Here is a 24474-nt window from a genome sequence, read left to right as displayed (position 1 = left end):
AATGGTTATGCAGAGGGGCTTTACATGGAGGGGTAGCCATGATAACCTGTTTGGGTTTGCCAAATCTGTTACAGCTGGCCGCTTGGCAAAAGAATCATGGCTGCAGAGGCTCCATGTCAAGCCCTTAATAGCGAGAATTCAGATTGAATTTTTATGCGGTATAAAAGAATTTATATACTGCAATACTCTGCACTTTTTTCTTGCAAAAAACAGACAGCAGCAACAAAAAGAGGAATTTAAACGGGCAGAAGAGGAGATTAAGGCATTGCATGGCATAGAACCTTCACTTCTGGATACACAGCCGGAGAACCGGGAATTAGCACAATATTTGGATGTGTTGAAAGGAGCAACAAAGTATGACACAATCACTTGAACAACTTCAGCAGCAGCTTCGAACATTGCGATTAATCAGAGACGGCAAATCATTTGCCATCTCTGATTCAAGAAGCTGAATCACAAGATTGGACATACCGCACTTTTCTGGAACATCTGACTAGCTATGAGTTGGAACGCCGAGATGAGAAATTGATTGAAAAACGATTAAAATGGGCAACGTTTCCGTTTTACAAGACAATAGATGCATTCCAAGTAGACGAGCAACAATCGCTAAGTAGGAGACAGATCAATCAGTTAAAAGAATTCACATGGCTTGATCAGCTTTTTAATTTAATTATTCTGGGACCGCCTGGAGTAGGAAAAGCACATTTGGCAACGGGATTAGGGATAGAGGCAATTCATCAGGGCTACAAAGTTTCTTTTATCTCCATGGGGCAGCTTATCCAAACATTGAAGACGGAAGATGTTACCCGAAAATCACAAACAAGAATGAAGCGCATCCGGGATTCAAACCTGGTCATCATTGATGACTTGATGTTCATGGCCATGGATTCACGGGAGGCAAATTTGTTTTTCCATTTAATTAACGACTTGTATGACAATGCTTCTGTCATTCTAACTTCTAATAAGGGCCCAAATGAATGGGGTGAACTATTGGGGGATCCAGGTATTACGACAGCTATTTTGGACAGATTATTACACCGAGCAGAAGTCATTCATTTTAGGAACGATGACAGCTATCGCATGAAACATCGATCATCCATTTTTATGAAAAAAAGTGTTCAAAATTAATTAGCAAAAAGTGTTCAATTTTACTTGACGGCTACAGTTTGGGGCGGACAAGTGAAATGCCGCATCCCTTTCCAAACCTTTTTGTGTGAAAAATACAAAAAATACTTGACCAAAATTTTAACTGTCATATAATTTTAAATGTAAACCATAAATTAATTTAGGTTGACAAATAAAAAGGGGTGACTTTCGTGGATTGGACGAATTTGGCAGAAAAGGTGATTGAAGGTTATGTGATAAGGGAAGAAGAGGCCAGGGAAATTTTAACGGTTAGTGATCATGAAGTATTAGCACTTGTCCATGGAGCCTATCAGATCCGCCGGCATTTTTATGGAAAAAAGGTAAAGCTGAATTTGATTATTAACGCCAAAAGCGGTCTTTGTCCGGAAGATTGCGGCTACTGTGCACAGTCAATTAAGGCGGCAACAAAAATCGACCGGTATCCATTAGTCAGCAAACAAACGATTGTGGAAGGGGCAAAGGAAGCGAAAAAGAATAAAATTGGTACATATTGCATTGTGATGAGTGGACGAAGACCAACCAACCGTGAAGTGGACACAGTAATTGCGGCGGTTGAGGAAATTAAGCGGGATGTGGAACAATTAAAAATTTGTGCCTGTTTAGGGCTCGTTACTGAAGAGCAGGCGTTCAAGCTGAAGGCAGCGGGTGTGGACCGGTTTAATCACAATATTAATACAAGTGCAAACCACCATGCGAATATCACAACCACACATGGTTATGAAGACAGAGTCAACACAATCGAAAACGTAAAAAAGGCAGGCATCTCCCCTTGCTCCGGTGTGATTTGCGGAATGGGGGAAACGGATAAGGACATTATCGATATGGCATTCGCGCTCAAGGATCTGGACGCTGATTCTATTCCGGTCAACTTTCTGCATCCTGTTAAGGGAACAAAGCTTGAAAATATGGACGAATTGACACCGATTCGTTGTTTAAAAATTTTGTCCTTGTTCCGGTTTGTCAACCCCACAAAGGAAATTCGGATTGCTGGCGGGCGGGAATATCATTTGCGTTCTTTGCAGAATTTGGGGTTATTTATTGCCAACTCTATTTTTATAGGTGATTATTTAACGACAGATGGTCAGGACGCAAAAGAAGACTACCAGTTAATTAAAGATCTCGGATTTGAAATAGAAGAAAATCCGTTCGAAACAGAAGGCCAGCAGTTCACTTTGTATCATTCATAGATACTTTACTCAAGTTTTACACTTAAACATCACCCATTCATGCTTGGCGTACTTGCTTTTTTCATAGAGCCTCTGCCAAAATAAAAATATACCCTTGAGCGAGGCTCTGGAAAATTAATTATCCCGGTTTTTTTGCCTTTTCATCCAGATTTTCAATTCAATAGAAGTAAAACGGTCATTTTCCTTCAAAAAAAGGGCATACGTATCCCGCCTTCACAAAATGGGTTTTTTTCACTACCCTTTGTGGAAAGGAAACGCTCATTTTATTTATTCACATATCCACCTGTGAATAACTTAATTTGCTCTTTGCAGCCGATTGCGTGTCCATCCACAATTGGCCTTTCCTGTCTGATGGTACGCCATATTTGCCATGATGTGCATAGATATCATGCATCGATCTACATGAGCTTCAACTGCCTGTTTCCCACGCTTGTGAACACGACGGAGACTGTATCCGTCTTTTAGAATGCCAAAGATTCTTTCGATGATCGTCCTGGCACTATATAACACTTCAAATGTGCGCCCATGTTGAGGCAACTCGACATCTACTTGAGGCGTTTGATCAAAGTCTATCCTAAATACTCTTCCTTGTGCTGCCCCATTACAACATTCCGCGTGATTCGCTAGCGGGCAGGTGAGACCTTCTTGCTTGGCATTTGGATGAAATACAGGACAAGTGTAAATATATTGCCCCTTTTCCCGATCAGATCCTCTAAGTTCCATTTTATGCCCACTGATACAGATGGGAGTGCCGTACCGGTTGATTTTTTCAATCCCTCGGGCGGTAGTTGGTTTATCTTTACGGTTCCGTGGATTGATCGGTGCCACCAATTTCGCCTGTAATACATCCTTTGTCACTTTTTGATTTTCCGGCGTTTGGTAGATTCCATCTGCCAGGATAAAGCTCAACTGCTCAGCCATCTCGGGGTGCTCTGTCTTAAACGTTTCCAATGTCGGTTCTAATGTTTTCCCATCGGGTGTATTTCCTTTAAATACTTCCCGCGTCAAAGGCAAACCGGATCTCACCCCGCATACCATTGATAATTTATGCGCAATATAGGAGACTGCATTACTTTTACGCATTACCCCTACATTGTCGTCCGTAAGGACTCTGGGGCAATCGCAATTACCCTCACAAGAACACGTCTTCCTTGTTTTATTCAAGGTTGCTTCTGCCTCTATATGCGATGTATCCACGGCGGCTGCTTCCTCATTCGTTTCAACCACGCCTTCCCCTTTATTATATTCAACAACCAATAGCCGGGCTTTTTCCCAAAGACCATTTGTTGTCATGATTTGATCAAAACGAGCAAAGGAACGGTAGCTCGGAATTTTCTCCGTAAATCCACACATGGTGGCAAATAGCGGGTTTGATTTCACTTGCAAATAGACACTCTCCACCATCACTTCAATATACTGTAAAGAGGCCAGTTCAAAAGCACGAAAAAAGGGCATGAAAGGATGCGGTTTTCTCCCTGCGGGAGAGGGACGAAATAATGAAGACGCAGACTTGTCTTCTTCCTCCGTTATTGAAAATAGTGCCGGTTGTATTTCATTAGAAGGATCATGTGCTCTTTCATTTTTTAGGTGCAAATATAAAAGGGTGTAGTATTCTCGTTCAATCGGCTTAAAAATCTCCCATGGGAAACACATGGCTGGAATGACAAATGGTATATCGGCATAGTCTTGCCAATTGTGGGGAATCAAATTTTGTTGTATTGAAAAGTCTCTGGTTTGTGTTAGAATAGAAATAGTCATGAAATCACTCCCTGGATATTTGGTCGTACTTATATCTTAACAAAGGAGTGGCTTTCATGGCTCTTTTTTTTCAAAAAAAATCATCCTTTTCCGTTTTACAATATTTACCACAGGAATGAGTAGCTTAATCTATTGAAACCCGCCCAAAACCGACCAAAGTGGAAAAATTTAGACACTTATAATAAATAAATTTACCCCATTAAAATCAAAAACTCACAATTTATTTTTACATTTGTCATAATGTTCCTACAAACGTCTTTTTTCTTTAGTGGAATAAATCAACGACCTTTAATTGTCTGACTGCTTACAGTTTCAGGGGATATAGCATTTTGGCAAGGGCTCATAGGGAATGATTTAAAAAAGCATTCTTTTTTTTTGGTGCTGAACAACTTGCAGTCAAAGGAAAGGAATGCTTTTTAGCTATGGAATGGCAAAAACTGTTGCGTCCCCCAAACCTTTCTCTCGTGATCTCGCGGAAATGTTCCGGTACAAATTGTTTCATTCTCCGGTTGCAGCGGATAAATATCTTCTCTCCATCCAGTCAATCCCAATTGTCCGGTAAAACTTTGGACTTTGGAGCGGTATTTGGCAATTTTGCTTTGATCGATCCCTTTCAAACAGGCAAACTAGAACTCGGTATAGGCATATAGACTCATTTTGAAAGATTGTTCACTATTTTTTTCAAATTCGGGATAAAATTTACTGGATTTATTGATTTAATTGTGTTTGATACATAGAACAAAAGGAGGAGACAGATTGCGAAGATTGATTTTTTTCGGGGGCGCGGGCTTTCTGTTGCTGTTCGTGCTAAGTTTTGCGAAGCCTGCTTCAGCCGCCTCGTTCACCATGTATACGTGGACGCCGTCAAAGCTCTATAAAACGGCGTCTGGCGCGGCTTACTCCGGCAATGTGAACAGCGGCACAGCGGTAACTGTCTACAGCAAATCGGGCAAGCGCTATAAGGTGAAGACAGGTGGGAAAACAGGTTACATTTATGCTTATAACCTGACAAGCAGCAAAGTGAAAAAAGAGGACTTTTTGGTTCGAAAATTTATAAACAGGCGGCAGGCGGCCCGTACGTTGCTTCCGTGCCGGCTGGGAAGATGATGTATATCAAAATGGAAGCAACGAAAAACGGCATGTATCTGGCCCACGTAATCGGAACCGGGTACAGCGGCTATGTTGACAAAACCCATTTTATCAAGCCAGTTGTAAAATATACGTGGATGCCGTCTAAATTATACACATCCGCAACCGGCAATTCGTATAAAAAGACGATTAAAGATGGGCAAAAAGTATCGGTTTTTAACGGGTCACACGGCCGTTACCAAGTAAAAGCAGGCAGCAGTTCCGGATATATTTACGCGAATAACTTAGCCGGCACGCTGGCGAAGAAAACGGTCTATGTTTCTTCCAAACTGTATACCACTTCGTCCCATACAAAGTATACGGCTGTCATCAGGCCGAATAAGCAGGTATATGTGAAAGAAAGCACCCAAAATATGTCCCATGTCTGCGTTGTTGGGACAGCCCAAAGCGGCTGGATTTATACGAGCCACTTCACAAAACCTGCACCGGCAGCGGGCGGAACAACCAGCACGCCGAAGGCAACAGCAGGGACAAGCCAAACGGGGTCTTCCACAGCGGGCGGCACAACGGCGGGAACAGCAACCGGCAGCACGTCTGGATCTGCGTCCGGCATAACAGGGTCTGCCGCAGCAACAAGCGGCACAACTGCAACGACCACAACAGGCAACACTGGATCGGGTTCCGCATCCGCAACGACCGCAACGGGCAAGACCGGATCGAGTTCCGCGTCCGGGACGACTGCAACGAGCAACACTGGATCGGGTTCCGCGTCCGGGACGACTGCAACGGGCAACACTGGATCGGGTTCCGCATCCGCAACGACCGCAACGGGCAAGACCGGATCGAGTTCCGCGTCCGGGACGACTGCAACGAGCAACACTGGATCGGGTTCCGCGTCCGGGACGACTGCAACGAGCAACACTGGATCGGGTTCCGCATCCGCAACGACCGCAACGGGCAACACTGGATCAGGTTCCGCATCCGGGACGGCTGCAACAGGCAGTACCGGAGCAGCCGCTGCGTCTGCCACGACGGCAAAGGGACTGGATGTCAGCCATTATCAAACATTGACACAGAGTAGTTTTAACCTTATGAAAAGACAGGGCTACAGTTTTGTCATCCTGAAAGCAACGGAAGGAACCGGGTATACGGACTCTAAGTTTTATACATATTATAAGTATGCCAGAAACGCCGGCTTGTCGGTCCATGCTTATCATATGATCGGCAATTCCACTACGGATCCCGCACAGCATATTGCAGAAGCCAAGCATTTTTATCAAGTGCTGGCCCAAACAAAGGCGAGCACCGGCTATGCTTTTACAGGTTACGCTTTCGAAGATATAGAACCTACCGGGACGAATAGCATTACAACAACTTGGTGGGCAAATGCGGCCCCGGCCTGTGCCGGCTATTTCTTAAATGAAATGCAGGCGCTCGGGCAGGCGAAAGTGGGTATTTACGCCGGCTACTTTAATTGGAACAGCTATCTTGAGGGCCATACAGATACTTGGCCCGGCAATACCAAAATTTGGCTGGCACGATATAACACCACGCTCGGTACAAATGCGGATGTTTGGCAGTACACCGAAACCGGAACCATTGATGGCATCACCGGCCATTTTGACCTTGATATCAGCTATGACCCTGATTTTTAAAAAATTTTTTCAAAAAAACGGCGAGAAGCGATTCTCGCCGTTTTGATTTTGCTTCCATCAGCATCAGGGCCCGCCTACGGTTTGATCGTAGAAATTTTCCCTGCCTGCCGGTCCAAGCCTCCACCTTGCATTCCCGTTTGTTGCCGGCTCAGGCCGATTATGCATTGTAAACTTGTCCATTCATCCGTTTTGGCCAAGCGGCTCAAGCGGGTGATCAGGCATCCGCAAATTCGCGGATTTTTTTGGCTGCTTTTCTGCTTACTCCTCCCGGCAGGACGGCAAACCCGTAGAGCAAAAGCATAAAGAAAGCACATCCGAACAGCCATCTGTACAGATACCGGTTTATGAAAGGTGCGGTAATCTGTTTTGATACGGTAAACGTAAGGTCTGTTTTTGCCATGGGTTTGCCGTTTTGGTACAATTGGCCGCCCTCGTACAAATCCATCTGCTCAAAATGTCCGCCCTGGCCGTTCGCCTGAAGGAAAAGCCGGGCATGCGCTGGTCCGTGGAGCTGTTCGATCCGGAGCGAATAATGCCTGTTTTCGCCGGGCAAGGCTTTTTTCAAAAGAAATGCCTCATAGCCGTTTGTTCTTCGCTTATGGTTTGTAAATTTTCGTTCAAACACCATTTTTTGCCGTCCGGCGCTATTATGCCATAAAGAAACGCGGTATGCGGCTTTGCCGTGGAACCGGGCAGGCATAAAAGCGACCCGGTCGAAAGCTTTGTCTGCGATAAACGTTTGGGTAACGGTATGATGCCGGTCGACAAGCGCAACAGGTTTTCCTCTGGCTGCCTGCTGGTTGACGATATAATCCTCGTATTTTTCGGTTGTCCCTGTGAATGTTTTTTCATTCGATTTGGCGCAAACGGCGAGCAGGACAATAAGGCTTAAAACGAGCAGCCAGTTTCCCGCTGTTTGCAGTTTCCATCTTTTTTGTGCCGGCAGCCATTTTTTTGCTTCCAGGAACTGGCACATTTTTTCAAGGCCCCGTGCAGCGCAAAAAATCATAAATGGCGTGAACAGGAGGGAGTAGCGCGGCTCTGCTTCCCAAATCAAAATGAAAAACAAATAGCTACCAAATAAGCAAATTTGCATGAGCAATTGAACGTCAAACTTTATTTTACGGAAGAACGTTAAGCCGGAAACGGCCAGCAAAAAGAGCGTTGCAATATGAAAAACCTGGATGATAAACAACAGCACTTGATTCTGGTCTCCGTAAACATAGCGGTATGCGGCGTTGTAATGGTCCATCCGCTGATTGTACTTGGCGTAGGCCTGATCGCCTTGTGAAAATGTGCGGAAGGCTTTTACCGCCCAGAGCTTGAGCAGACCGGATGGCCCCCTCGTTTCGATCCGCTGTTTGATCAGTGCAAGATCCGCCTGTTTTTTTGCCTGTTGGGTAGGGAGGCGTTCTGATAATCTCGTATCCGCGACATTGTACCGGCCTTCATTTGAAAGGCCGAGCGCCAGCCAGTGGGTTACCGGCGCCTTGATGCTCGTGTTTTCCCGGTAGCCGAGATGGTGGTAATACGCCTCTGCTCCAAAGGTGATAGGCAAGAAAACAAGCATAATCAACGCTGCCCGCAGCACGGTTTGTTTCAGCCGGAGCGTATAGACCATGTAGATCAAAAGGGCAGGCAAAAATAATACCATATTTTCCCTTAACTGGCACCCAATTGCAAGCACTGCACCAAGCAGAAAAAGGTATGCCGGGCGCCCCGTACGGCTGTGGCAGTACCAAAAATACACCGCCATGGAGGGAAAGGCGATCGCAAGGCTTTCTGTATAAAAATACGGGATATAAAGAAAGAGCGGCAGCCATGTAATCGTAAAAACAAGCAGCAAATTTCCCGTTTTGCGGCCGGACGTTTTCACCGCCAGCAGCCAGAGAAAAAAGATCCCGATATTCAGAAACAAAGCTGCTGCCAGCTTATCTGCAATCAAAAACCAGTCCGGATTCCCAAACGCGGCATAGCGGTAAAGCAGGTAACGGGCAATGGTAATCGGCACATTATTCGGGTAGAGCTGCAAATAGTACTCATTTCCGAGCAATGTCCCGTGTTTTAATAAATACAAAGCTTCCAGATAAATATGGCCGCCATCCACTTTGGGCGGCTGCACCCCGTGAAACAGGATAAGGATCGCCGCTTCAATAGACAAAATAACGGCAAACAAAAAGGCTGCCATTCTTTTCAGCCCGTTGTCTGAAAGCCTTGCAAAAATGCGGCAACAGCCAAGATAAAACAAGATGGCGACTACAGCAAAGAGGAACAGCGCTGCCATCTGCCCGGTTGAAATATTCCATTTTCCATCAAGCAGCACGAAATGCGGGTCATTTTTTTCCACCCACAGCGGCGCGATGAAAAAGCTGCCGATCGTGATAAGAGCGCATGATACGGTAAAAATGACACTGAAAAGACTGATGGTTATCTTTTTCACGAACATGGAGGGCTCACCTCATGGATTATCTTTCCGCGCAATCTCCATTCTCATTGCGCAAGTTGTGTGTTTGGTTAGTGGTGCATGAAAACATTCTTTTTTATCATGCCCCGCCGCCTGCACTTCGTATTCTTGCATAATTTTCCAGATTTCTCAAGGGACCAGTATAGCAGCTTATTCTGAATAAACCGTGAGAATTCAATGAAAAAACCCGCAGTTTTTTCAGCGGTACGCGGGAAATTGCGGCCAGCCGGCAGGTGTTTACGTGAAGGGTTTTCCGGGCGAAATGCCGCGCAGCACGGTTTTATCCTGAACCATCCTTTTGCCGGATTGGCCGTTTTTAAGGCGGTGAAATTCCGGCCGAAAAATGCCCGCAAAAACCCTGCAGGCGGCTTGCTGCTCAAAATACGGCCAATATTGGCAAAATACTTGTTGGAAAACACCCATCCGGTATACAATTCAATTGTTTAAAATCTGCTTTTTTGGTAAAAATCAGAATGAACTTCCCGGCAATTGCGGAAGTCTATTTATTGTAAAAAGAACAGGCTTCCGGAAAAGGAGGAAGACAGCTTGGCTAAAGTGCTCATTTTACCGCTTTTAAAAATGCCGTCCGGCCATCACCAGGTCGCAGAGGCGTTAATGCATAAATTGAAATGTATGGACAGTACCATTGAAATGAAAAAAGTTGATTTGATTTCCTATACGAGCGGGATGCTGGAAAAAATCGTCACGAAAATGTATTTGAATTGGATTCAAAAAGCACCGCGGACATACCAATGGGTGTACAAACATTTTATTTATGCGGATGCCGACCAGACCGCATTAATGAAATTCTATGAACTCTCTTTTATTAAGCAAATGGAAAAACTGATTGCCGAGGAAAATCCGGATCTTGTCATTTGCACGCATAGTTTTCCGTCGATGCTGCTCAGCCGGCTGAAGTCAAAAGGAAAAATTGATGTCCCGGTTATCAATGCATACACTGATTTTTTCGTCAACGGCTTGTGGGGAAAGAAAGAAATTGACATCCATTTTGTGCCGAACCAAACGATCAAAACGACGCTCATCTGTAACGGCGTTCCCGAACAAAACATTTTTGTCACCGGCATTCCGATTCATGAAGCGTTTAAAGAAAGAACGGTTTTGCGCCATACATCACGGAAAAAAATCTTAATATCCGGTGGCAGCAGCGGCCTCGGCGATCTGTACCGCCTTCTGAAAGCATTGAAACGGGAACAGCCAGGCAAGGCCGATTATTATGTGTTATGCGGAAAAAACGAAAAATTGTATCACAAGCTGAACGGATGGGGGATGAAACATATCATCCCGGTTCCGTATATCCAGTCCAGAAAGGAAATGAGCCGGCTGTACGATGAAGCGGATGCGATCATTACAAAGCCGGGCGGTGTCACGATCAGCGAAGTGATTCAAAAAAAACTGCCGATTTTTATCCACTCCGTCCTCCCCGGCCAGGAAGAAATCAATCTTGCTTTTTTGAAACAACACGGGCTTGTCTTTGAATTGGACTTCACCAAACCGGTAGAGGAACAGGTGATGGAAATTTTGGAAGACGGGAAGCAGCTGGCCCGGTTTTACCGGCGGCTGCGCCAATACGGGAGCGAAATCGAACTCCGGGGGAAAGAATTTGATGTATTGATCCGCGGTCTGCTCGGCCGCAAAGCAAACCAAACGCCGGATAAAGTGCTGAAGGACCAGTACTTTGTTTCAACCTCTTATTGATTTTTTGCGGGCGTCTATGTTCCTGGAAGGGGCTACCGTTCGTTTCCGGGGACTTTTATCATCATTTCCTGCCGGTGAAAACCGGGCACATGTTTCAGTCCGGCCCAAAGCTTGCATCGGCATTTTGCCGCCCGTCTTTCCGGCCGGTATGGGGAAACTTCTATCCAAATGGGGCGCTAAGTGGATGATAAAAAAACTTCCTGATGGCGGAAAGGAAAATATGCCATAATGAACATGGAATGAAATGGGCAAGTGCACCTGCAATTTCCTTGCCGCTTTTGCACATGCCCGGGCAACGGCAAAAGACCGCGTTGCTTAAGCAGGGAGTTGAAAATGGTGGAGCAGGATTTAACACAGTTGATCCGGCAGGCAAAAGCAGGAGATACAGATGCGTTTGCCGTGCTGGTGGCCCAGTTTAAAGGGGAGGTGTTCCGGCATGCATACGCCATGACAGGCGACCGGATGGAAGCGGAAGATATCGCCCAGGAAGCGTTTGTGAAAGCCTGGTACGCCCTGGATAAACTGGAACATGCCTATGCTTTTGCCTCTTGGATGTCGAAGATCGTCTCTCATTTATGCTATGACCGGCTGAAAAAATTGCGAAAAAAAGCGGCACTTCAGGCGGAAATAGAAGAGGAGCCGATGAGGAGGGCAACTTCCAATATCGACAGTGCCAATTTGAGATTTGACATCCGCGGCGCGATGGAAAAATTGTCGCCGGAACACCGGGCAGCGATCGTGCTGCGCGATATCCAGGGCTATTCCTATGAAGAGATCGCAGACATCTTGAACATCCCGCTTGGTACCGTCAAGTCGCGCATCAACACAGCGAGAAATATTTTGAAAAAAGAACTTTCAAGAGGGTGATCACATGGAAACACATGTCCGGGATTTATTGCCGGCCTTCATGGATGATGCGTTAAGTGAAACGGACCGAAAAAAGGTTGAAGCCCATCTTGCCCTTTGCCCGGATTGCCGCCGCGAACTGGAAGAATTGGAGGCGGTCCAGGCGGAAATCAGCCGTTTTTACCATTCGGTTGAGGTGCCGGGAATCCAGTTTGAAAAGGCGGTTCTGGCTAAAATTATGCCGCAGGAAAAATTGGCGATGCATTACCGCGTGTTTGCCTGGTTCTTTGCGGTTTGCTGTGCCGCTTTTGTGCTTGCCACCTACCCGGTGATGAGAAAACCGTTTTATGTCGGCATGAATATTTTTCAGGCCCTCTTCAATATTCTTTCAAGCGGCTTTCATATTGCGCTTTCCATTCTTTCCGCGCTCCCGGCTTTGTCTGCGGGGATCATGGTGGTGATGGCGGTGATTTTGGCTGTCTGTATCTGGATTTTGTTCGACCTTCTCACCATGAAGCCGGTGAAGGATTAGGGGATGGAGAAAAAAATGAAAGCCACAAAAATATTGATTTGCTTATTGTCCTTGCTCCTGCTTTTTCTGAGCGCAGGGGCGGGTTTCCACCCTGCGTTTGCAAAGGAAAAAAGAATGAGAATCATCATCCACGACCGGCATACGGTCATCCCGAAAAATGAAAAAGTTGAAAATGTCGTTGTGATCGGGAATAACGCGACCGTCGGCGGATATGTCAAAACAGCCGTCATTGTGATCAACGGGAATTTGAATATTCGAAAGTCAGCGGATATCCGCGGCTCTGTATTTGTGCTCGGCGGAAATATCAAACAGCAGCCGGGTGCCCGTGTAACGAAACATGTCCTGTCTATCAATATGAACAATAAAACGCTTGACAGTATGATTTTTGCCGCTGTCATGCTTCTTGCCCTCTGGTTTTTCCGGCTTTCCGCAAGCCTGCTGTTGATTGTGTGCACTGTTTTGTTCGGCTTTGTCGCGCAAAAACCGCTTTTTTCCGGGATCCGGTCCTTCTACACGCGGCCCGGAAGGATGATCATTACCGGCTGCCTGCTGTCGCTTGTCGTCCTTGCGCTCAGTCTGTTTTTGACGATTACGGTGGTATTAATACCGGTTGTCCTTCTGTTATCCCTTGCTGTTTTTGTATCCCTCCTGGCAGGGCTCGTGTTTCTTGGCAGGGAAATCGGCAGCACCTTTGACGTTTTAAACGGCAGGCAGGAATGGCTGAAATTGTTAACGGGCGTGACCATCCTGGTTGCCCTTTGCAGCATCCCGCTGGTCGGGGAAGTCATTTTCCTGATTTTGTTCTGGTACTCGCTCGGGCTTTCGGTCACATGGCTATTTCAAAAATGGAGAAACAGGAAAAAACGTGCGGCCGCAAAATAAGCGGCCGCATGTTTTTTCGTGAGTACCCGGCTACGTTTTTTCATCCGGGAACCGGGCAGATCCCGATGAAAAAACAGGGAAATGCCAAAACGGTGTTTTTGTTTCCGGAAAAAAGTCTTGCATTGTTTCAATTTTTCGCAACAAATTTTTACAGTATTTTTCAAAATACGTTTAAATGGAAGAGCAGGAAAACAATGGCCGCAAATTTTTATCGCCTGTAAATGAACTTTTCTTTTTCCCTCAAAGTCTATTGTATTGTATCGAAAGGAAGCCGCATGAGAAAGAGAAGCGGCGCGTTTCCTGTAAACAGACCGAAAAGCAGAGGGGAAAAGAGAATGGCCAACAAGAAAAAAGACAAAGTGTTGATATTAACAGGCGCTTTTGGGGAAGGGCATTTGCAGGCCGCCCGGGCAATTGAACAGGCGATGAAAATTCGTTCCCCAAAAGCAGACCCGGTTGTCGTCGATTTCATGGAATGGGTCCATCCCGCATTATGCCCGGTCAGCCACTATGTTTATATGAAAGGTATTGAAAAATTCCCGAATCTTTACGGGTATCTGTACCGTAAAACGTATGGAAGGAATGCCCTGTCGAAAACATTGACCGGCTTATTTTCTACAGGGATGAGAAAGACACTACGGATGCTCGAAACGATACGCCCGTCCGTCATTGTCAGCACCTATCCTTTTGCGTCTGCCATGATTTCAAAATTAAAGGAATACGGGCTGTCCGATATCCCGCTCGTCACCGTCATTACTGACCATACACACCACAGTTCGTGGCTGCATCCGTACACAGATCATTATGTCGTCGGTTCGCATATGTTGCGCCGGCAGCTGATCAGGATCGGCATTCCTGGCCGGAAAATTTCCTGTACAGGGATCCCGATCAAACCGAGTTTCCTGAAACCAGTGAACAAGCAGGCTTTATACAAAAAATACAGCCTCGATCCGGCGTTGCCGGTTGTGCTTGTCATGGGCGGCGGGGAAGGCCTGTTCGGGGACGGGCTGTTCACGGCTGAAAAACTGGACGCGGTGCCTTTCCGCATGCAGCTGTTGATCGTGTGCGGGCATAATGAAAAACTGCGCGCCCGCCTGATGGATGATCTGAAAGGGACGAAACACAAGGTTTTCGTGCTCGGCTATATTGATTATGTGTGTGATTTAATGGCCGTCTCGGACGTCATGATTACGAAACCGGGCGGCGTGACAACTGCGGAAGCATTGGCCATGGAACTGCCGATGATTTTATACAAAGCGTTGCCGGGCCAGGAAGAAGATAACGCAGCCTTTTTAACACAAGCAGGCGCAGCAGTTGAGGCACCAGATGAAGGAACGTTAATCCGGTGTTTAGCCCGCCTGAATGAAAACAGGGCACAGCTTGCGAAGATGAAAAGAAATACGCTTTCGATTCAGAACAGGGAAGCCGCTTTTCGGGTGCTTTCCGTTATTGATCAGGCAAAATATGCGCGGCTCATTCACTCGCCTGATCCGGAAATGCCGGATACCGCGCACGGAAAGTATGCAAGGATGCGAAAAAAGGCTTTGCTTGTGCATCACCCGCATGAATCTCTGGATGAAAGGAGCGGCACGGTGTGGAAGTCATCATCTGGGTATTGATTTTATTGCTTTTCATATATGCTATTATTCCATATTTTTTAGCGGCCAAACTCGGTTTCTGGGTATGTTGGAAAGGAAAAAAAGATGCGGAGATTGCGCTCACCTTTGATGACGGGCCGGACCCGGTATATACGCCGGTACTGCTTGATCTTTTAAAGCGGGAAAGAATTAAGGCCACTTTCTTTCTCGTCGGGGAAAGGGCGGCCCGGTACCCGGAAATCGTTTTGCGCATGTCGCGTGAAGGGCATTGTATCGGCCTTCATAATTATAAGCACCAGTGCAACTGGCTGATCAGCCCTTGGAAAAATGCACGCACGCTTGAGCAGTCGGCACAAATTATTGAAAATATCACCGGGGAGAGGCCGGTTTTTTACCGCCCGCCGTGGGGGATGATGCATCTGCTGGACTTTTTTCTGCACAAGCAGTTCTGCATGGTGCACTGGTCGAAAATGTTCCGTGATTGGAAGAGAAAAGGCGGTTCGGAAAAAGTTTCAAACGGCCTGATCACCCGGGTGGAAAGCGGTGATGTGATTTTGCTGCATGATTGCGGCGTCACGCCGGGCGCAGATGAAGATGCCCCGCAGTATACAATTGAAGGTTTGCGGGTTGCCATCCCGGCATTAAAAGCGCGCGGCTTCCGGTTCGTGCGGATGGACGAGATGTTTGACAAACATTCTTCTATCAAAACCAGCCATAGAAGAAAGGAAAGAAAATAGAGCCATGAATGAGAATGCCAGATTGTTTTTTATGGTCCACAACTTGTCAGGGCATGACAAATTACTGGATGGCATCATGATTTTTTTTACACAGGATGCCTTGCCGCTTTTTGCCGCTGTTTTATTGATTGTGTGGTTTTTGGGCAATGATAAAATGAAAAATATGGTGCTTTATGCCGGGATTGCCGGGATTGCCGCTTTGCTGGTCAATTTTTTGATTACGCTTGTTTATTATGAACCACGGCCATTTGCCACGTATCATACCAGCATTTTAATTCCGCATGCGGCCGATGACTCGTTTCCGAGCGACCATGCGACAGGCACGTTTGCAATGGCTTTCGCCTTATGGGTGCGGAACCGGAAACTCGGGTCAGCGATGATTCTCTGTGCCGTTTTGACCGGCATTTCCCGTGTATGGGTCGGGCACCATTATCCGGGGGATATTGCGGCAAGCATCATTGTTGCCTTGTTCACCGTATGGGCCATTCAAAAAATAAAAGGGTTGTTTGATCCGGCTTTTAGCATGCTGATCGGCTGGTATCATGACATATGCGCAAAATTTACAAAAAAAGGATATAAATGAACAATCACTCGAAAAGAGGGCGGGACACCATTTGGCACTGTGTCCCGCCCTTACCCTAAATCAATTAAAAAGACGTTGGGGCACCGTTACTATTTGTGCCTCAACGTCTTTTTACATTTTATATCTATATAAGTGAACAAAATATTGCCACGCTTTTGCCTGCTGCAAAAAGTCATCATCAGGCAAATTGGTGCCCGGGCTTTGCAAAAACTTAAGATCATTTTATATCATGTGCATTTTAGCGTCACCGCAAACCTTTATCTGCCGGCTATTTTCTCGAAACAGCCGCCTCGACTTCGCTCATCGGAATACCGAGTGCGCGCGCGACGCCCTCGCCGTATGCCGGATCTGCATAATAACAGTTCGCAATATGGCGGAGCTGGACTTCTTTTGTCGTTCCCTGCATGCTACGTGCCGTGTTTGCAAACAGCCTGTGCTGTTCTTCCGCCGTCATCAGCCTGAACAATTTGCCGGGCTGTTCGTAATATTTGTCATCATCTTCACGGAAATTGTGATAGTCGGCTGTACCTAAAATATCGAGTGCCGGTTCTGCGTGTTCCTTGCTGTCTTCCCATTCGCCATAACTATTCGGGCTGTAGGAGACGGAGCCGCCTTCAGCCGGATTGAAAACCCGCATTGCGCCATCGCGGTGGTACGGATGGAAGTGTTCTGCTTTTTTCGGATAGTTGACAGGGATTTGCCAGTGGTTGACGCCTAACCGGTAACGTTGTGCATCGCCGTAAGAGAAAAGGCGGCCCTGCAGCATTTTATCCGGCGAGAACCCAATGCCTGGTACAATATTGGTCGGGGCGAATGCGGCCTGTTCGACTTCCGCAAAATAGTTTTCCGGGTTGCGGTTCAGTTCGACGACACCCACTTCAATGAGCGGAAAGTCTTTATGGTACCACACTTTTGTCAAGTCAAACGGATTATACGGCAGGTTTCTTGCCTCTTCTTCCGTCATCACCTGTATGTACATCGTCCAGCGCGGATAGTCGCCGTTTTCAATCGCTTCGTACAAATCGCGCTGATGGCTGTCACGGTCGCGGCCGATAATTTCCTGCGCTTCTTCGTCCGTGAGGTTTTTGATGCCCTGCTGTGTTTTAAAATGGAATTTGACCCAGACACGTTCGTTGTTGGCGTTGAACATGCTGTACGTATGGCTTCCGAACATATGCATATTCCGGTAGCTTGCCGGGATGCCGCGGTCGCTCATCGTAATCGTCACCTGGTGGAGCGCTTCAGGCAGCAGCGTCCAAAAATCCCAGTTTGCCTGCGCGCTGTGCATATTGGTGCGCGGGTTGCGTTTGACGACATGGTTCAAATCCGGGAAACGTTTCGGGTCTCTGAGGAAAAATACAGGCGTGTTGTTCCCGACAAGGTCCCAATTGCCTTCTTCTGTGTAAAATTTCATCGCTGTCCCGCGGATATCGCGTTCGGCATCCGCCGCGCCGCGTTCACCGGCAACGGTTGAGAAGCGGATGAACATATCGGTTTTTTTGCCGACTTCTGAGAAGAGTTTTGCCTTCGTATATTGCGTTATATCGTTTGTCACTGTGAACGTCCCGTACGCGCCGGAACCTTTTGCATGCATCCGCCGCTCCGGGATCACTTCCCGGTCGAAATGGGCCAGCTTTTCAATAAACCAGACATCTTCCATCAATAACGGGCCTCTTTTGCCGGCGGTTTTTGAATCTGTGTCATTCGGAACCGGGGCACCGAATGCAGTTGTCATTTTTTTGTTGTCTTTTTGATCACTCATCATGTTCCCACCTTTTGCTATTTGATATCTATATTATAACTGGTTCATTATAAAAATCAATATTTATTTATAATAAATTTAAAGTAAAGATTATCATATCAAAGGAGGACTAATAGAAGTGTGAGGGAAATGTGCTATTCATAGTAGCTTTGCCGGGCATTTTTTGGTATAAATAAGTTAAACGACTGGATGAGGATGAATCACATGCTGAATGAGAAGCCAAACCTGGAGAACGATGCATCTTTTCATATTCCGGAAAGCGGTTTATTATACATACAAAAAACGCAGGCTGTCATTGAATATATGACGCAGAAATCCTGTGTATACGAAGTTCTTTCGGAGTATTTAATGATTCCGTTTGAAGCAAAGGATACTTTATTTGATATCATAAAAGATATGCCCGAAACGGTTGATCTTTTCACCAGTGTCCATCCGTCCGGATCCGGATTTTCGACGCTCTCCCTGCCGCTTTCTCAATTGAAAGAGCGCATCCGCTATGAGATGCTCGTGAAAGTGATTATTTCCGACAGCCTGACAAGTTATTTTCAGCCGATCATCCGCATTCAGGACAACCAAATATACGGCTATGAATCTTTGCTGCGCACCCGTTTGCCGAACCGGAACATTCCCCCAGGCCTGTTATTTGATGCCGCCCATAAAACCGGGCTGCATTCGTTATTGGATTTGCGCGCCAGGGAAGCGGCACTGAAAGCCCGTGCTGAGAAACTGCCCCGCGGCGTGAAGAGCTTTATCAATTTTTTGCCCGCTTCGATTTATAATTACAAGTTTTGCTTGCGGCATACGTTCACTTTGATTGAACAGTACGATATTTCCCCCGAGGACCTTGTCTTTGAAGTCGTGGAAACCGAGAAGATCAACGATATCCACTTTTTAAAAAAGATACTCGGGATTTACCGTGATCTTGGCGTCAGCGTGGCGCTTGATGATCTCGGTTCGGGGTACGCAACGCTTGAAACTTTGAAAATCTTAAATCCGAACTATGTGAAAATCGACCGTTTTTTTATTTCCCATTGCGACGAGAATAAGGTCAAACAGCGCTTTTTGCAGGAAGTCATGAAAATTGCGGGAGAAACCGGCATTTATGTGCTGGCGGAAGGAATTGAACGCGAAGAGGAACTGCTCTATTGCAAATCGATCGGCATGCATTTGGCGCAAGGGTACTATATTGGAAAACCTGCCCCTGAACCTGCTGTAACAATGCTTGGGAAAAATTAGGACTTGCCGGGTTGTGCAGCAGCCATTTCTTGCAGCGTTTGCTAAAAAAGTGAATCTTCATGCGTTTACGGGGCTGGACCTAGAGGATAGGTCAGCTTTTTTTAATGCCTTTAGGGAACCGGCACCGTTTCCGTTCATGCAGAAAAAAGAGGTTGCCCGGGGGCAACCTCTTTTTTCATGCTTCTTCCGGATGTTTTTCTTTTTTCCTGAACTTCATTAAAAATTCGTAGACAACCGGGACGATGATCAAAGTCAGTAAAGTGGAGCTGGTCAAGCCGCCAATTACTGTGATGCCGACCCCTTTCGAAATGAGTCCGCCGCCGCCGTAGCCCAGAGCAAGCGGGATCAGGGCAAAGATTGTTGCGAAGGCGGTCATTAAAATCGGCCGCAGCCTTGTTGCGCCTGCTTCAAGCAATGCTTCGCGGGTGGACAGCCCCGCCTTTTCTTTATGCACCACCCGGTCGATCAGCACGATGGCATTCGTCACCACGATGCCGATCAGCATCAGGGCGCCGATCATGGCGGTGACGCTGATCGTTTCATGCGCCAGGAACAGGGCTATGAGTGCACCGATCACGGCAAACGGCAGCGAGAAAAGGATGGTAAACGGCGCGAGAGCCCCGCCGAATGTAATCACGAGCACAAGATAAACGATCGCGACAGCAGCCAGCATCGCGTAACCGAGCTTTGTAAACGAGTCATTGATGTCTTCCGTTACGCCGCCGGTTTCGACATGGATGTATTTTGGAATATCGAGTTTATCCACTTTGTTTTGGACTTGTTGTGTCACTTTCGCAACGTCAGCTGTCTTGATCTTGCCGGTTACATTGGCATAGATTTTGCCGTCCCGTTTCGTAACCGCATCCGGTGTTTCGCCTTTTTTCACGTCCACGACATCTTTTAGCGCTACTTTTGTGCCGAGCGGCGATGTGACTTTTTGATTGATCAGGTCGCCAATATTGCCGTAATGCCCGGTTTTGTTCTGTTCATATACGTTTAATTCCTCTCCGCCTTTTTCAATGGTTGTCAGCACGGTCCGGTTGCCGGTTTGCGCAAGGCCGGTTCCGAGCTGGCCGGCTGTTAACCCGAGGGCGGCTAGTTTGTCCTGGTTGGCGACAAGCGTGTATTGCTGATACGTTTCGGAAAGGCTGGTTTCAACATTTTTCAAGTTGTCATTGTTTTTCATGACTTTTTCAATTTTATGGATGACCGGTTTGATTTCATCCAGATCATTACCATAGACATACATCGTTAATTCATCATTCGACATGGACGCGAAGTCCTGTGATTTCCATGTCCCCTGGTCCGTTCTTTGTTGCAGAGCTTTGATGACCTTTTCCGGTTCGCGGTCGAAATTTTTGGTGCCCTGGTCATATTCGACAACAAAGATGGCGGAGTTGCTGTTTGTGCTGAAAGCCGACTCCCCAATGGAATACTGCACATTTTTTACATTTTTACGGTGGATTAAGTAATCCTCCGCTTTTCCTGTAATCTTCTTCACGTCGGAAAGGGTTTCCCCCGGTTCCGGCGCATAGGTGGCATACACGACTTTCTGGCCTTCGTTTTCAATAAAGCTGACGCCGATAAGCGGGATTAAAAACAGACTGCCGATCAGAAGCAGGCATGCGGTGCCGAACGTGGCCAGCTTATGGTTGAGCGACCAGTTCAGAATCCTTTTATAAAACAAAGCGAGCTTGCCGTGGCCTTCGTTCGTGGTCCGCGTGTTTTTCTTCAGCCCGTTCTTAAATAACGAATGGGCAAACATCGGCACCACCGTGATGGCCACAAGAAGCGATGCCAGCAGGGCAAAAATCAGCGTCAGGGCAAACGGCATGAACAGCTCCCCGACCATTCCTTTCACAAGTGCAAGCGGGAGAAAGACGATGACCGTTACGATCGTGGAAGACATGACCGGTTTAAAAACTTCAACCGTCGCTTCACGGATCAGCGCTTTTCCGCGCAGTTTTTCTTCCCGCAGCGTCAAGCGCCTGTAAATATTTTCAATGACGACAATCGAGTCATCAATAACGCGCCCGATTGCCACCGTCATGGCCCCAAGTGTCATCACGTTTAATGTGATGCCAAGCTGGTGCAAAATAATAAAAGCAACCAGCACTGACAGCGGAATCGAAATGACTGCGATAATGGTTGAACGCACATTCCGCAAAGACAGCAGGATGACCACAATCGCAAACACGGCCCCGATGATTGCTTTTTCAAACATCGTTTTGACGGAGTCTTTGATAGGTGTTGCCTGGTCTAAAATGGTGGAAATTTGCGTGCCTTTATAGTCCGCTTTAAACTGTGCGGCTTTTTTATTTACTGCATCGGCAACATTCACCGTGTTTGCATCCGGAGCTTTTGTAATCTGGATGCCGATTGAATCTTTCCCGTTCGTTTTTGAAATCGATTCATGCTTGCCGACAACTTTGATATCGGCGATTTCTTTTAACGCAACGGCCGGCATACCGGTGTTGGCTTGCGTTCCTGAAGCCTGTGCACCCGAGGCCTGTGTCCCTGAAGCCTGTGCGGCTGCGGACGAAGCGGAAGCTGCACCCGTTTTCGGGGTGTACGGGATTTTCAGATTCTCAAAATGCTTCAGCGATTTCACGTTTCCATCGATTTCTACTGATTTGTTTTCTTTCCCGAAGTTGATGAGGCCGAGCGGTACCGAAACGTTTGAGCCCTGGATGGCCTTTTTGACTGTATCCTCATCGAGCCCCAATGCATTCAATTTGTCCTGTTTAAAGGCCAGCTGGACTTCCTGCACATACTGGCCGGAAGCCTGAACATCGGATACGCCGTCAATGCTCTGCAGTTTTGGAACAAGATCTTCTTCGACAATTTTCGTTAAGTGCTGGAAAGACCGGCTTTTGTCCGAGACACTTAAAGACAGGATCGGAAAATCATTGATGCTGATCCTTGTTACGGACGGCTTGTCAATATTATCCGGCAGGTCCACTTTTTCCAGCGCGTCCTGGATGTCTTTTTTCGCTTGATCCATATCCGTGCCATATTTATACTCAAGCTGGATCTGGGAATTGCTTTCCGTCGAGGAAGTGGAGACCGTATTGACGCCGGTGAGGTTTTTCAGCCGTTGTTCGATCGGTTGCGTTATTTTATTTTCGACTTCTTCCGGTGTGGCACCCGGATCAGAGGCTGTCACCAGCATGTATGGCGCGTCGATATTCGGAATGGTTTCCATTTTCATATTCATGCCGGCATAAATGCCCGCACCAGCCACAATGAGGGTCATCAGCCAAATGGCAAATTTGTTGTTCAGGCAAAACTGGATGGTCTTCTTCACAGTGTTTACAACACTCCTTTGTCTGTTCGTTACAGGGCCGGAGAAAAATGGGCGACCTATCTCCATAATAGTTATACCTTTAAACCCGGAAATGCGCCAGTATTTTCCGGTATGTTTTATCAATACAGGAGAGAATGGCAGTACTTGATGCATCGCTTAAGAAAAAATATTGGAAATGAAGGACTGCCTAAAAAAAGAAGGTTGAAGCCTTTGCGCCTCAACCTTCTTCCTATGTCATTAGCCTTTTACCGGCTGTTATTTCCACGCATGCCTGAAAAAATTTTAAACAGCAGCACAATTGCGGCGATGACAAGCAGAAGATGCACAAAGGCACCGGCAATGTGAAAAACGATGCCCAAAATCCAAAGTACGAGCAAAATCCCGATGATTGTCCAGATCATATAGCCTTTTCCTTTCTAAATTAAAGTACTTTTATGTTACCCGTTCCGTTGCTTTTCAAACTTTTGCTTGCATGTTTGCCGGGCATGCGGGTGGGGAAAGATACTGGGAAACGGGGGGATTGTAATGAAAAAAAGCGGAAAGAAATGGCTGTTATGCGGGTTCCTTGTCCTGCTTGCCATTTATGCGGCTGTGATGTTGTACCATACATATAAGCCGCTGCCAAAAGGGATTTCCTATGAAGGCAAAACATATACCGTCCATGATCAAGACATCCGTTTTCTTTCGGATTTAACATACCGGGAAAAGGGGACGGGAAAAAGAAAGGTGGAGCAGGCCGTCTATCCTGAAATTTACCGGATGATTGACCAGGCCCATCAATTTATCGTCGCGGATTTATTCCTTTTTAATGGCTACCATGATCAAAAGATGAAAGTGCCGCCGCTGGCTGAAAGGCTTGCAGACCGGCTGATTGCCAAAAAAGAAAAAGAACCCGGTGTCCGCATCATCGTGATCACCGACCCGATCAATACCTCCTACGGGTCCCATGAAGCCGGCATTTTAAAACGGCTCAAGGAACATGGCATTCGTGTGGTCTTTACGCATTTGGACCCGTTACGTGACCCGACGCCGCTTTATTCCGGTATTTGGCATATGTTTTTCCAGTCGTTTGGCCAGGGCGGGACCGGCTGGCTGCCGAACGCTTTCGGGGACAATGCACCGAAAATGACGCTCCGTTCGTACCTTGAACTTTTCAATATTAAGGCGAACCACCGCAAAACGTTTACGACCGAAAACGGCACGGTCATTGCATCCGGCAACCCGCATGACGCAAGCGGCTGGCATTCCAATATCGCTTTTCTTGTTAAGGGGCCGGTCATCCGTGATGTTCTGGAATCGGAGCAGGCGGCTTCCAATATGTCGGGCGGCCCGGAACTGCCGCAATATAAAGGGAAAGAGAGGGGAAAAGGCAGGATTGCCGTCCAGCTGTTAACAGAGGGGAAAGTTTACGGCCGGATCATGAAAGAAATCAAAGCGGCAAAAAATGGTGATTCGATTTCAATGGCAATGTTTTATCTGGCTGACCGGAAAGTGGTCCGTGCGCTTGAGGAGGCATCTTCCCGCGGCGTCCGCATCCGGCTTATCCTCGACCCGAATTTAAATGCGTTCGGGCATAAAAAAATCGGGCTGCCCAACCAGCCTGTTGCACAGGAACTCGTAAAGAAAACGGATGGAAAGATCAAAATCCGCTGGTACAACACCGGGCTCGAGCAATTCCATCCGAAGCTGGTCTGGATTGAAAAGCCCGGCCGCTCGCTCTTTTTCGGCGGGTCGACCAATTTAACGCTGCGCAACCTGGGCGATTATAATTTGGAGACCGATTTATTTGTGAAGGCACCGAATGATGCGGCCATCACAAAAGATATCCGCCGGTACTTCGGGCGGCTGTGGAACAATGAAGATGGCACCTTCACTGTCTCCTACAAAAAACACGAAGGCTTCTCCACTTATTTGTTAAAAGGCCTTTACCGCCTTCAGGAAGTGCTGAAACTGACAACGTATTAAAAAAGCCCGGA

General features: G+C 46.9%; 18 protein-coding genes and 1 pseudogene. 14 read left to right on the top strand and 5 right to left on the bottom strand.

Going from position 1 to position 24474, the window contains the following annotated elements; all coding sequences use genetic code 11:
* Nucleotides 1-82 precede the first annotated feature (82 nt).
* The 3 genes and pseudogenes from NST20_RS11640 to bioB all read left to right on the top strand — a co-directional run bounded on the left by NST20_RS11640 (nucleotide 83) and on the right by bioB (nucleotide 2333).
* Nucleotides 83-373: a hypothetical protein gene (locus tag NST20_RS11640; RefSeq protein WP_328013517.1), complete on the top strand. Its 291-nt coding sequence runs from the start codon at nucleotides 83-85 to the stop codon at nucleotides 371-373.
* Nucleotides 357-1128, top strand: a pseudogene (gene istB / locus NST20_RS11635) (IS21-like element helper ATPase IstB). Before NST20_RS11640 ends, istB begins: the two are co-directional and overlap by 17 nt.
* A 188-nt stretch (nucleotides 1129-1316) precedes the next feature.
* Nucleotides 1317-2333 (top strand): biotin synthase BioB, encoded by a 1017-nt coding sequence (gene bioB / locus NST20_RS11630; RefSeq protein WP_207368652.1) that lies wholly within the window; start codon nucleotides 1317-1319, stop codon nucleotides 2331-2333.
* Between the two features lie 294 nt (nucleotides 2334-2627).
* On the opposite strand, the gene NST20_RS11625 is transcribed toward bioB, so the two are convergent.
* A complete protein-coding gene (locus tag NST20_RS11625; RefSeq protein ID WP_342399478.1) occupies nucleotides 2628-4091 on the bottom strand; it encodes a transposase in 1464 nt (487 codons plus the stop codon).
* A gap of 756 nt (nucleotides 4092-4847) precedes the next feature.
* Between NST20_RS11625 and NST20_RS11620 the strand changes: the two genes are divergently transcribed.
* Together NST20_RS11620 and NST20_RS11615 are read left to right on the top strand one after the other, a co-directional pair.
* Complete coding sequence (locus NST20_RS11620) at nucleotides 4848-5198, top strand: hypothetical protein (RefSeq protein ID WP_342399477.1); 351 nt, start codon at nucleotides 4848-4850, stop codon at nucleotides 5196-5198.
* On the top strand, nucleotides 5195-6835 hold the full coding sequence (locus tag NST20_RS11615) for a GH25 family lysozyme (RefSeq protein WP_342399476.1): 1641 nt from the start codon (nucleotides 5195-5197) through the stop codon (nucleotides 6833-6835). The genes NST20_RS11620 and NST20_RS11615 overlap by 4 nt, the downstream gene beginning before the upstream one ends.
* Nucleotides 6836-7049: 214 nt before the next feature.
* Here NST20_RS11615 and NST20_RS11610 read toward each other — a convergent pair whose 3' ends face one another.
* On the bottom strand, nucleotides 7050-9281 hold the full coding sequence (locus NST20_RS11610; protein WP_342399475.1) for a glycosyltransferase family 39 protein: 2232 nt from the start codon (nucleotides 9279-9281) through the stop codon (nucleotides 7050-7052).
* A gap of 564 nt (nucleotides 9282-9845) precedes the next feature.
* On the opposite strand from NST20_RS11610, the gene NST20_RS11605 reads away from it, so the two are divergent.
* From NST20_RS11605 to NST20_RS11575, 7 genes are all read left to right on the top strand, one after another.
* On the top strand, nucleotides 9846-11015 hold the full coding sequence (locus NST20_RS11605) for a glycosyltransferase (protein ID WP_342399474.1): 1170 nt from the start codon (nucleotides 9846-9848) through the stop codon (nucleotides 11013-11015).
* A 333-nt stretch (nucleotides 11016-11348) separates the two neighbouring features.
* Complete coding sequence (locus NST20_RS11600) at nucleotides 11349-11882, top strand: sigma-70 family RNA polymerase sigma factor (RefSeq protein ID WP_342399473.1); 534 nt, start codon at nucleotides 11349-11351, stop codon at nucleotides 11880-11882.
* 4 nt (nucleotides 11883-11886) lie between these two features.
* Nucleotides 11887-12393: a zf-HC2 domain-containing protein gene (locus tag NST20_RS11595; protein ID WP_342399472.1), complete on the top strand. Its 507-nt coding sequence runs from the start codon at nucleotides 11887-11889 to the stop codon at nucleotides 12391-12393.
* 3 nt (nucleotides 12394-12396) lie between these two features.
* On the top strand, nucleotides 12397-13275 hold the full coding sequence (locus tag NST20_RS11590) for a hypothetical protein (protein ID WP_237348399.1): 879 nt from the start codon (nucleotides 12397-12399) through the stop codon (nucleotides 13273-13275).
* A gap of 335 nt (nucleotides 13276-13610) precedes the next feature.
* Nucleotides 13611-14894, top strand: a complete 1284-nt coding sequence (locus tag NST20_RS11585; protein ID WP_340703701.1) for a glycosyltransferase — start codon at nucleotides 13611-13613, stop codon at nucleotides 14892-14894.
* Nucleotides 14870-15610: a polysaccharide deacetylase family protein gene (locus NST20_RS11580; protein ID WP_029142160.1), complete on the top strand. Its 741-nt coding sequence runs from the start codon at nucleotides 14870-14872 to the stop codon at nucleotides 15608-15610. The genes NST20_RS11585 and NST20_RS11580 overlap by 25 nt, the downstream gene beginning before the upstream one ends.
* Nucleotides 15611-15641: 31 nt before the next feature.
* Nucleotides 15642-16193, top strand: a complete 552-nt coding sequence (locus tag NST20_RS11575; RefSeq protein WP_235962326.1) for an undecaprenyl-diphosphatase — start codon at nucleotides 15642-15644, stop codon at nucleotides 16191-16193.
* 268 nt (nucleotides 16194-16461) lie between these two features.
* On the opposite strand, the gene NST20_RS11570 is transcribed toward NST20_RS11575, so the two are convergent.
* The gene (locus NST20_RS11570) at nucleotides 16462-17955 is read right to left on the bottom strand and encodes a catalase (RefSeq protein ID WP_019721383.1); all 1494 of its coding nucleotides are present in this window, start codon (nucleotides 17953-17955) and stop codon (nucleotides 16462-16464) included.
* Between the two features lie 204 nt (nucleotides 17956-18159).
* On the opposite strand from NST20_RS11570, the gene NST20_RS11565 reads away from it, so the two are divergent.
* Nucleotides 18160-19191 (top strand): EAL domain-containing protein, encoded by a 1032-nt coding sequence (locus NST20_RS11565; RefSeq protein ID WP_118498241.1) that lies wholly within the window; start codon nucleotides 18160-18162, stop codon nucleotides 19189-19191.
* 175 nt (nucleotides 19192-19366) lie between these two features.
* Here NST20_RS11565 and NST20_RS11560 read toward each other — a convergent pair whose 3' ends face one another.
* Together NST20_RS11560 and NST20_RS11555 are read right to left on the bottom strand one after the other, a co-directional pair.
* On the bottom strand, nucleotides 19367-22498 hold the full coding sequence (locus tag NST20_RS11560; RefSeq protein WP_342399471.1) for an efflux RND transporter permease subunit: 3132 nt from the start codon (nucleotides 22496-22498) through the stop codon (nucleotides 19367-19369).
* 245 nt (nucleotides 22499-22743) lie between these two features.
* A complete protein-coding gene (locus NST20_RS11555; protein WP_014097513.1) occupies nucleotides 22744-22899 on the bottom strand; it encodes a lmo0937 family membrane protein in 156 nt (51 codons plus the stop codon).
* A gap of 124 nt (nucleotides 22900-23023) precedes the next feature.
* On the opposite strand from NST20_RS11555, the gene NST20_RS11550 reads away from it, so the two are divergent.
* Nucleotides 23024-24463, top strand: coding sequence for a phospholipase D family protein (locus NST20_RS11550; protein WP_328196088.1), 1440 nt, complete (start codon nucleotides 23024-23026; stop codon nucleotides 24461-24463).
* The last annotated feature ends 11 nt before the right edge of the window (nucleotides 24464-24474 follow it).

It is taken from the genome of Weizmannia sp. FSL W8-0676, from assembly GCF_038593015.1.
GTDB classification, from domain to species: Bacteria; Bacillota; Bacilli; order Bacillales; family Bacillaceae_C; genus Weizmannia; species Weizmannia coagulans.
The sequence above is the reverse complement of the archived record's forward strand: the minus strand, read 5'-3'. Positions and strand labels throughout refer to the sequence as shown.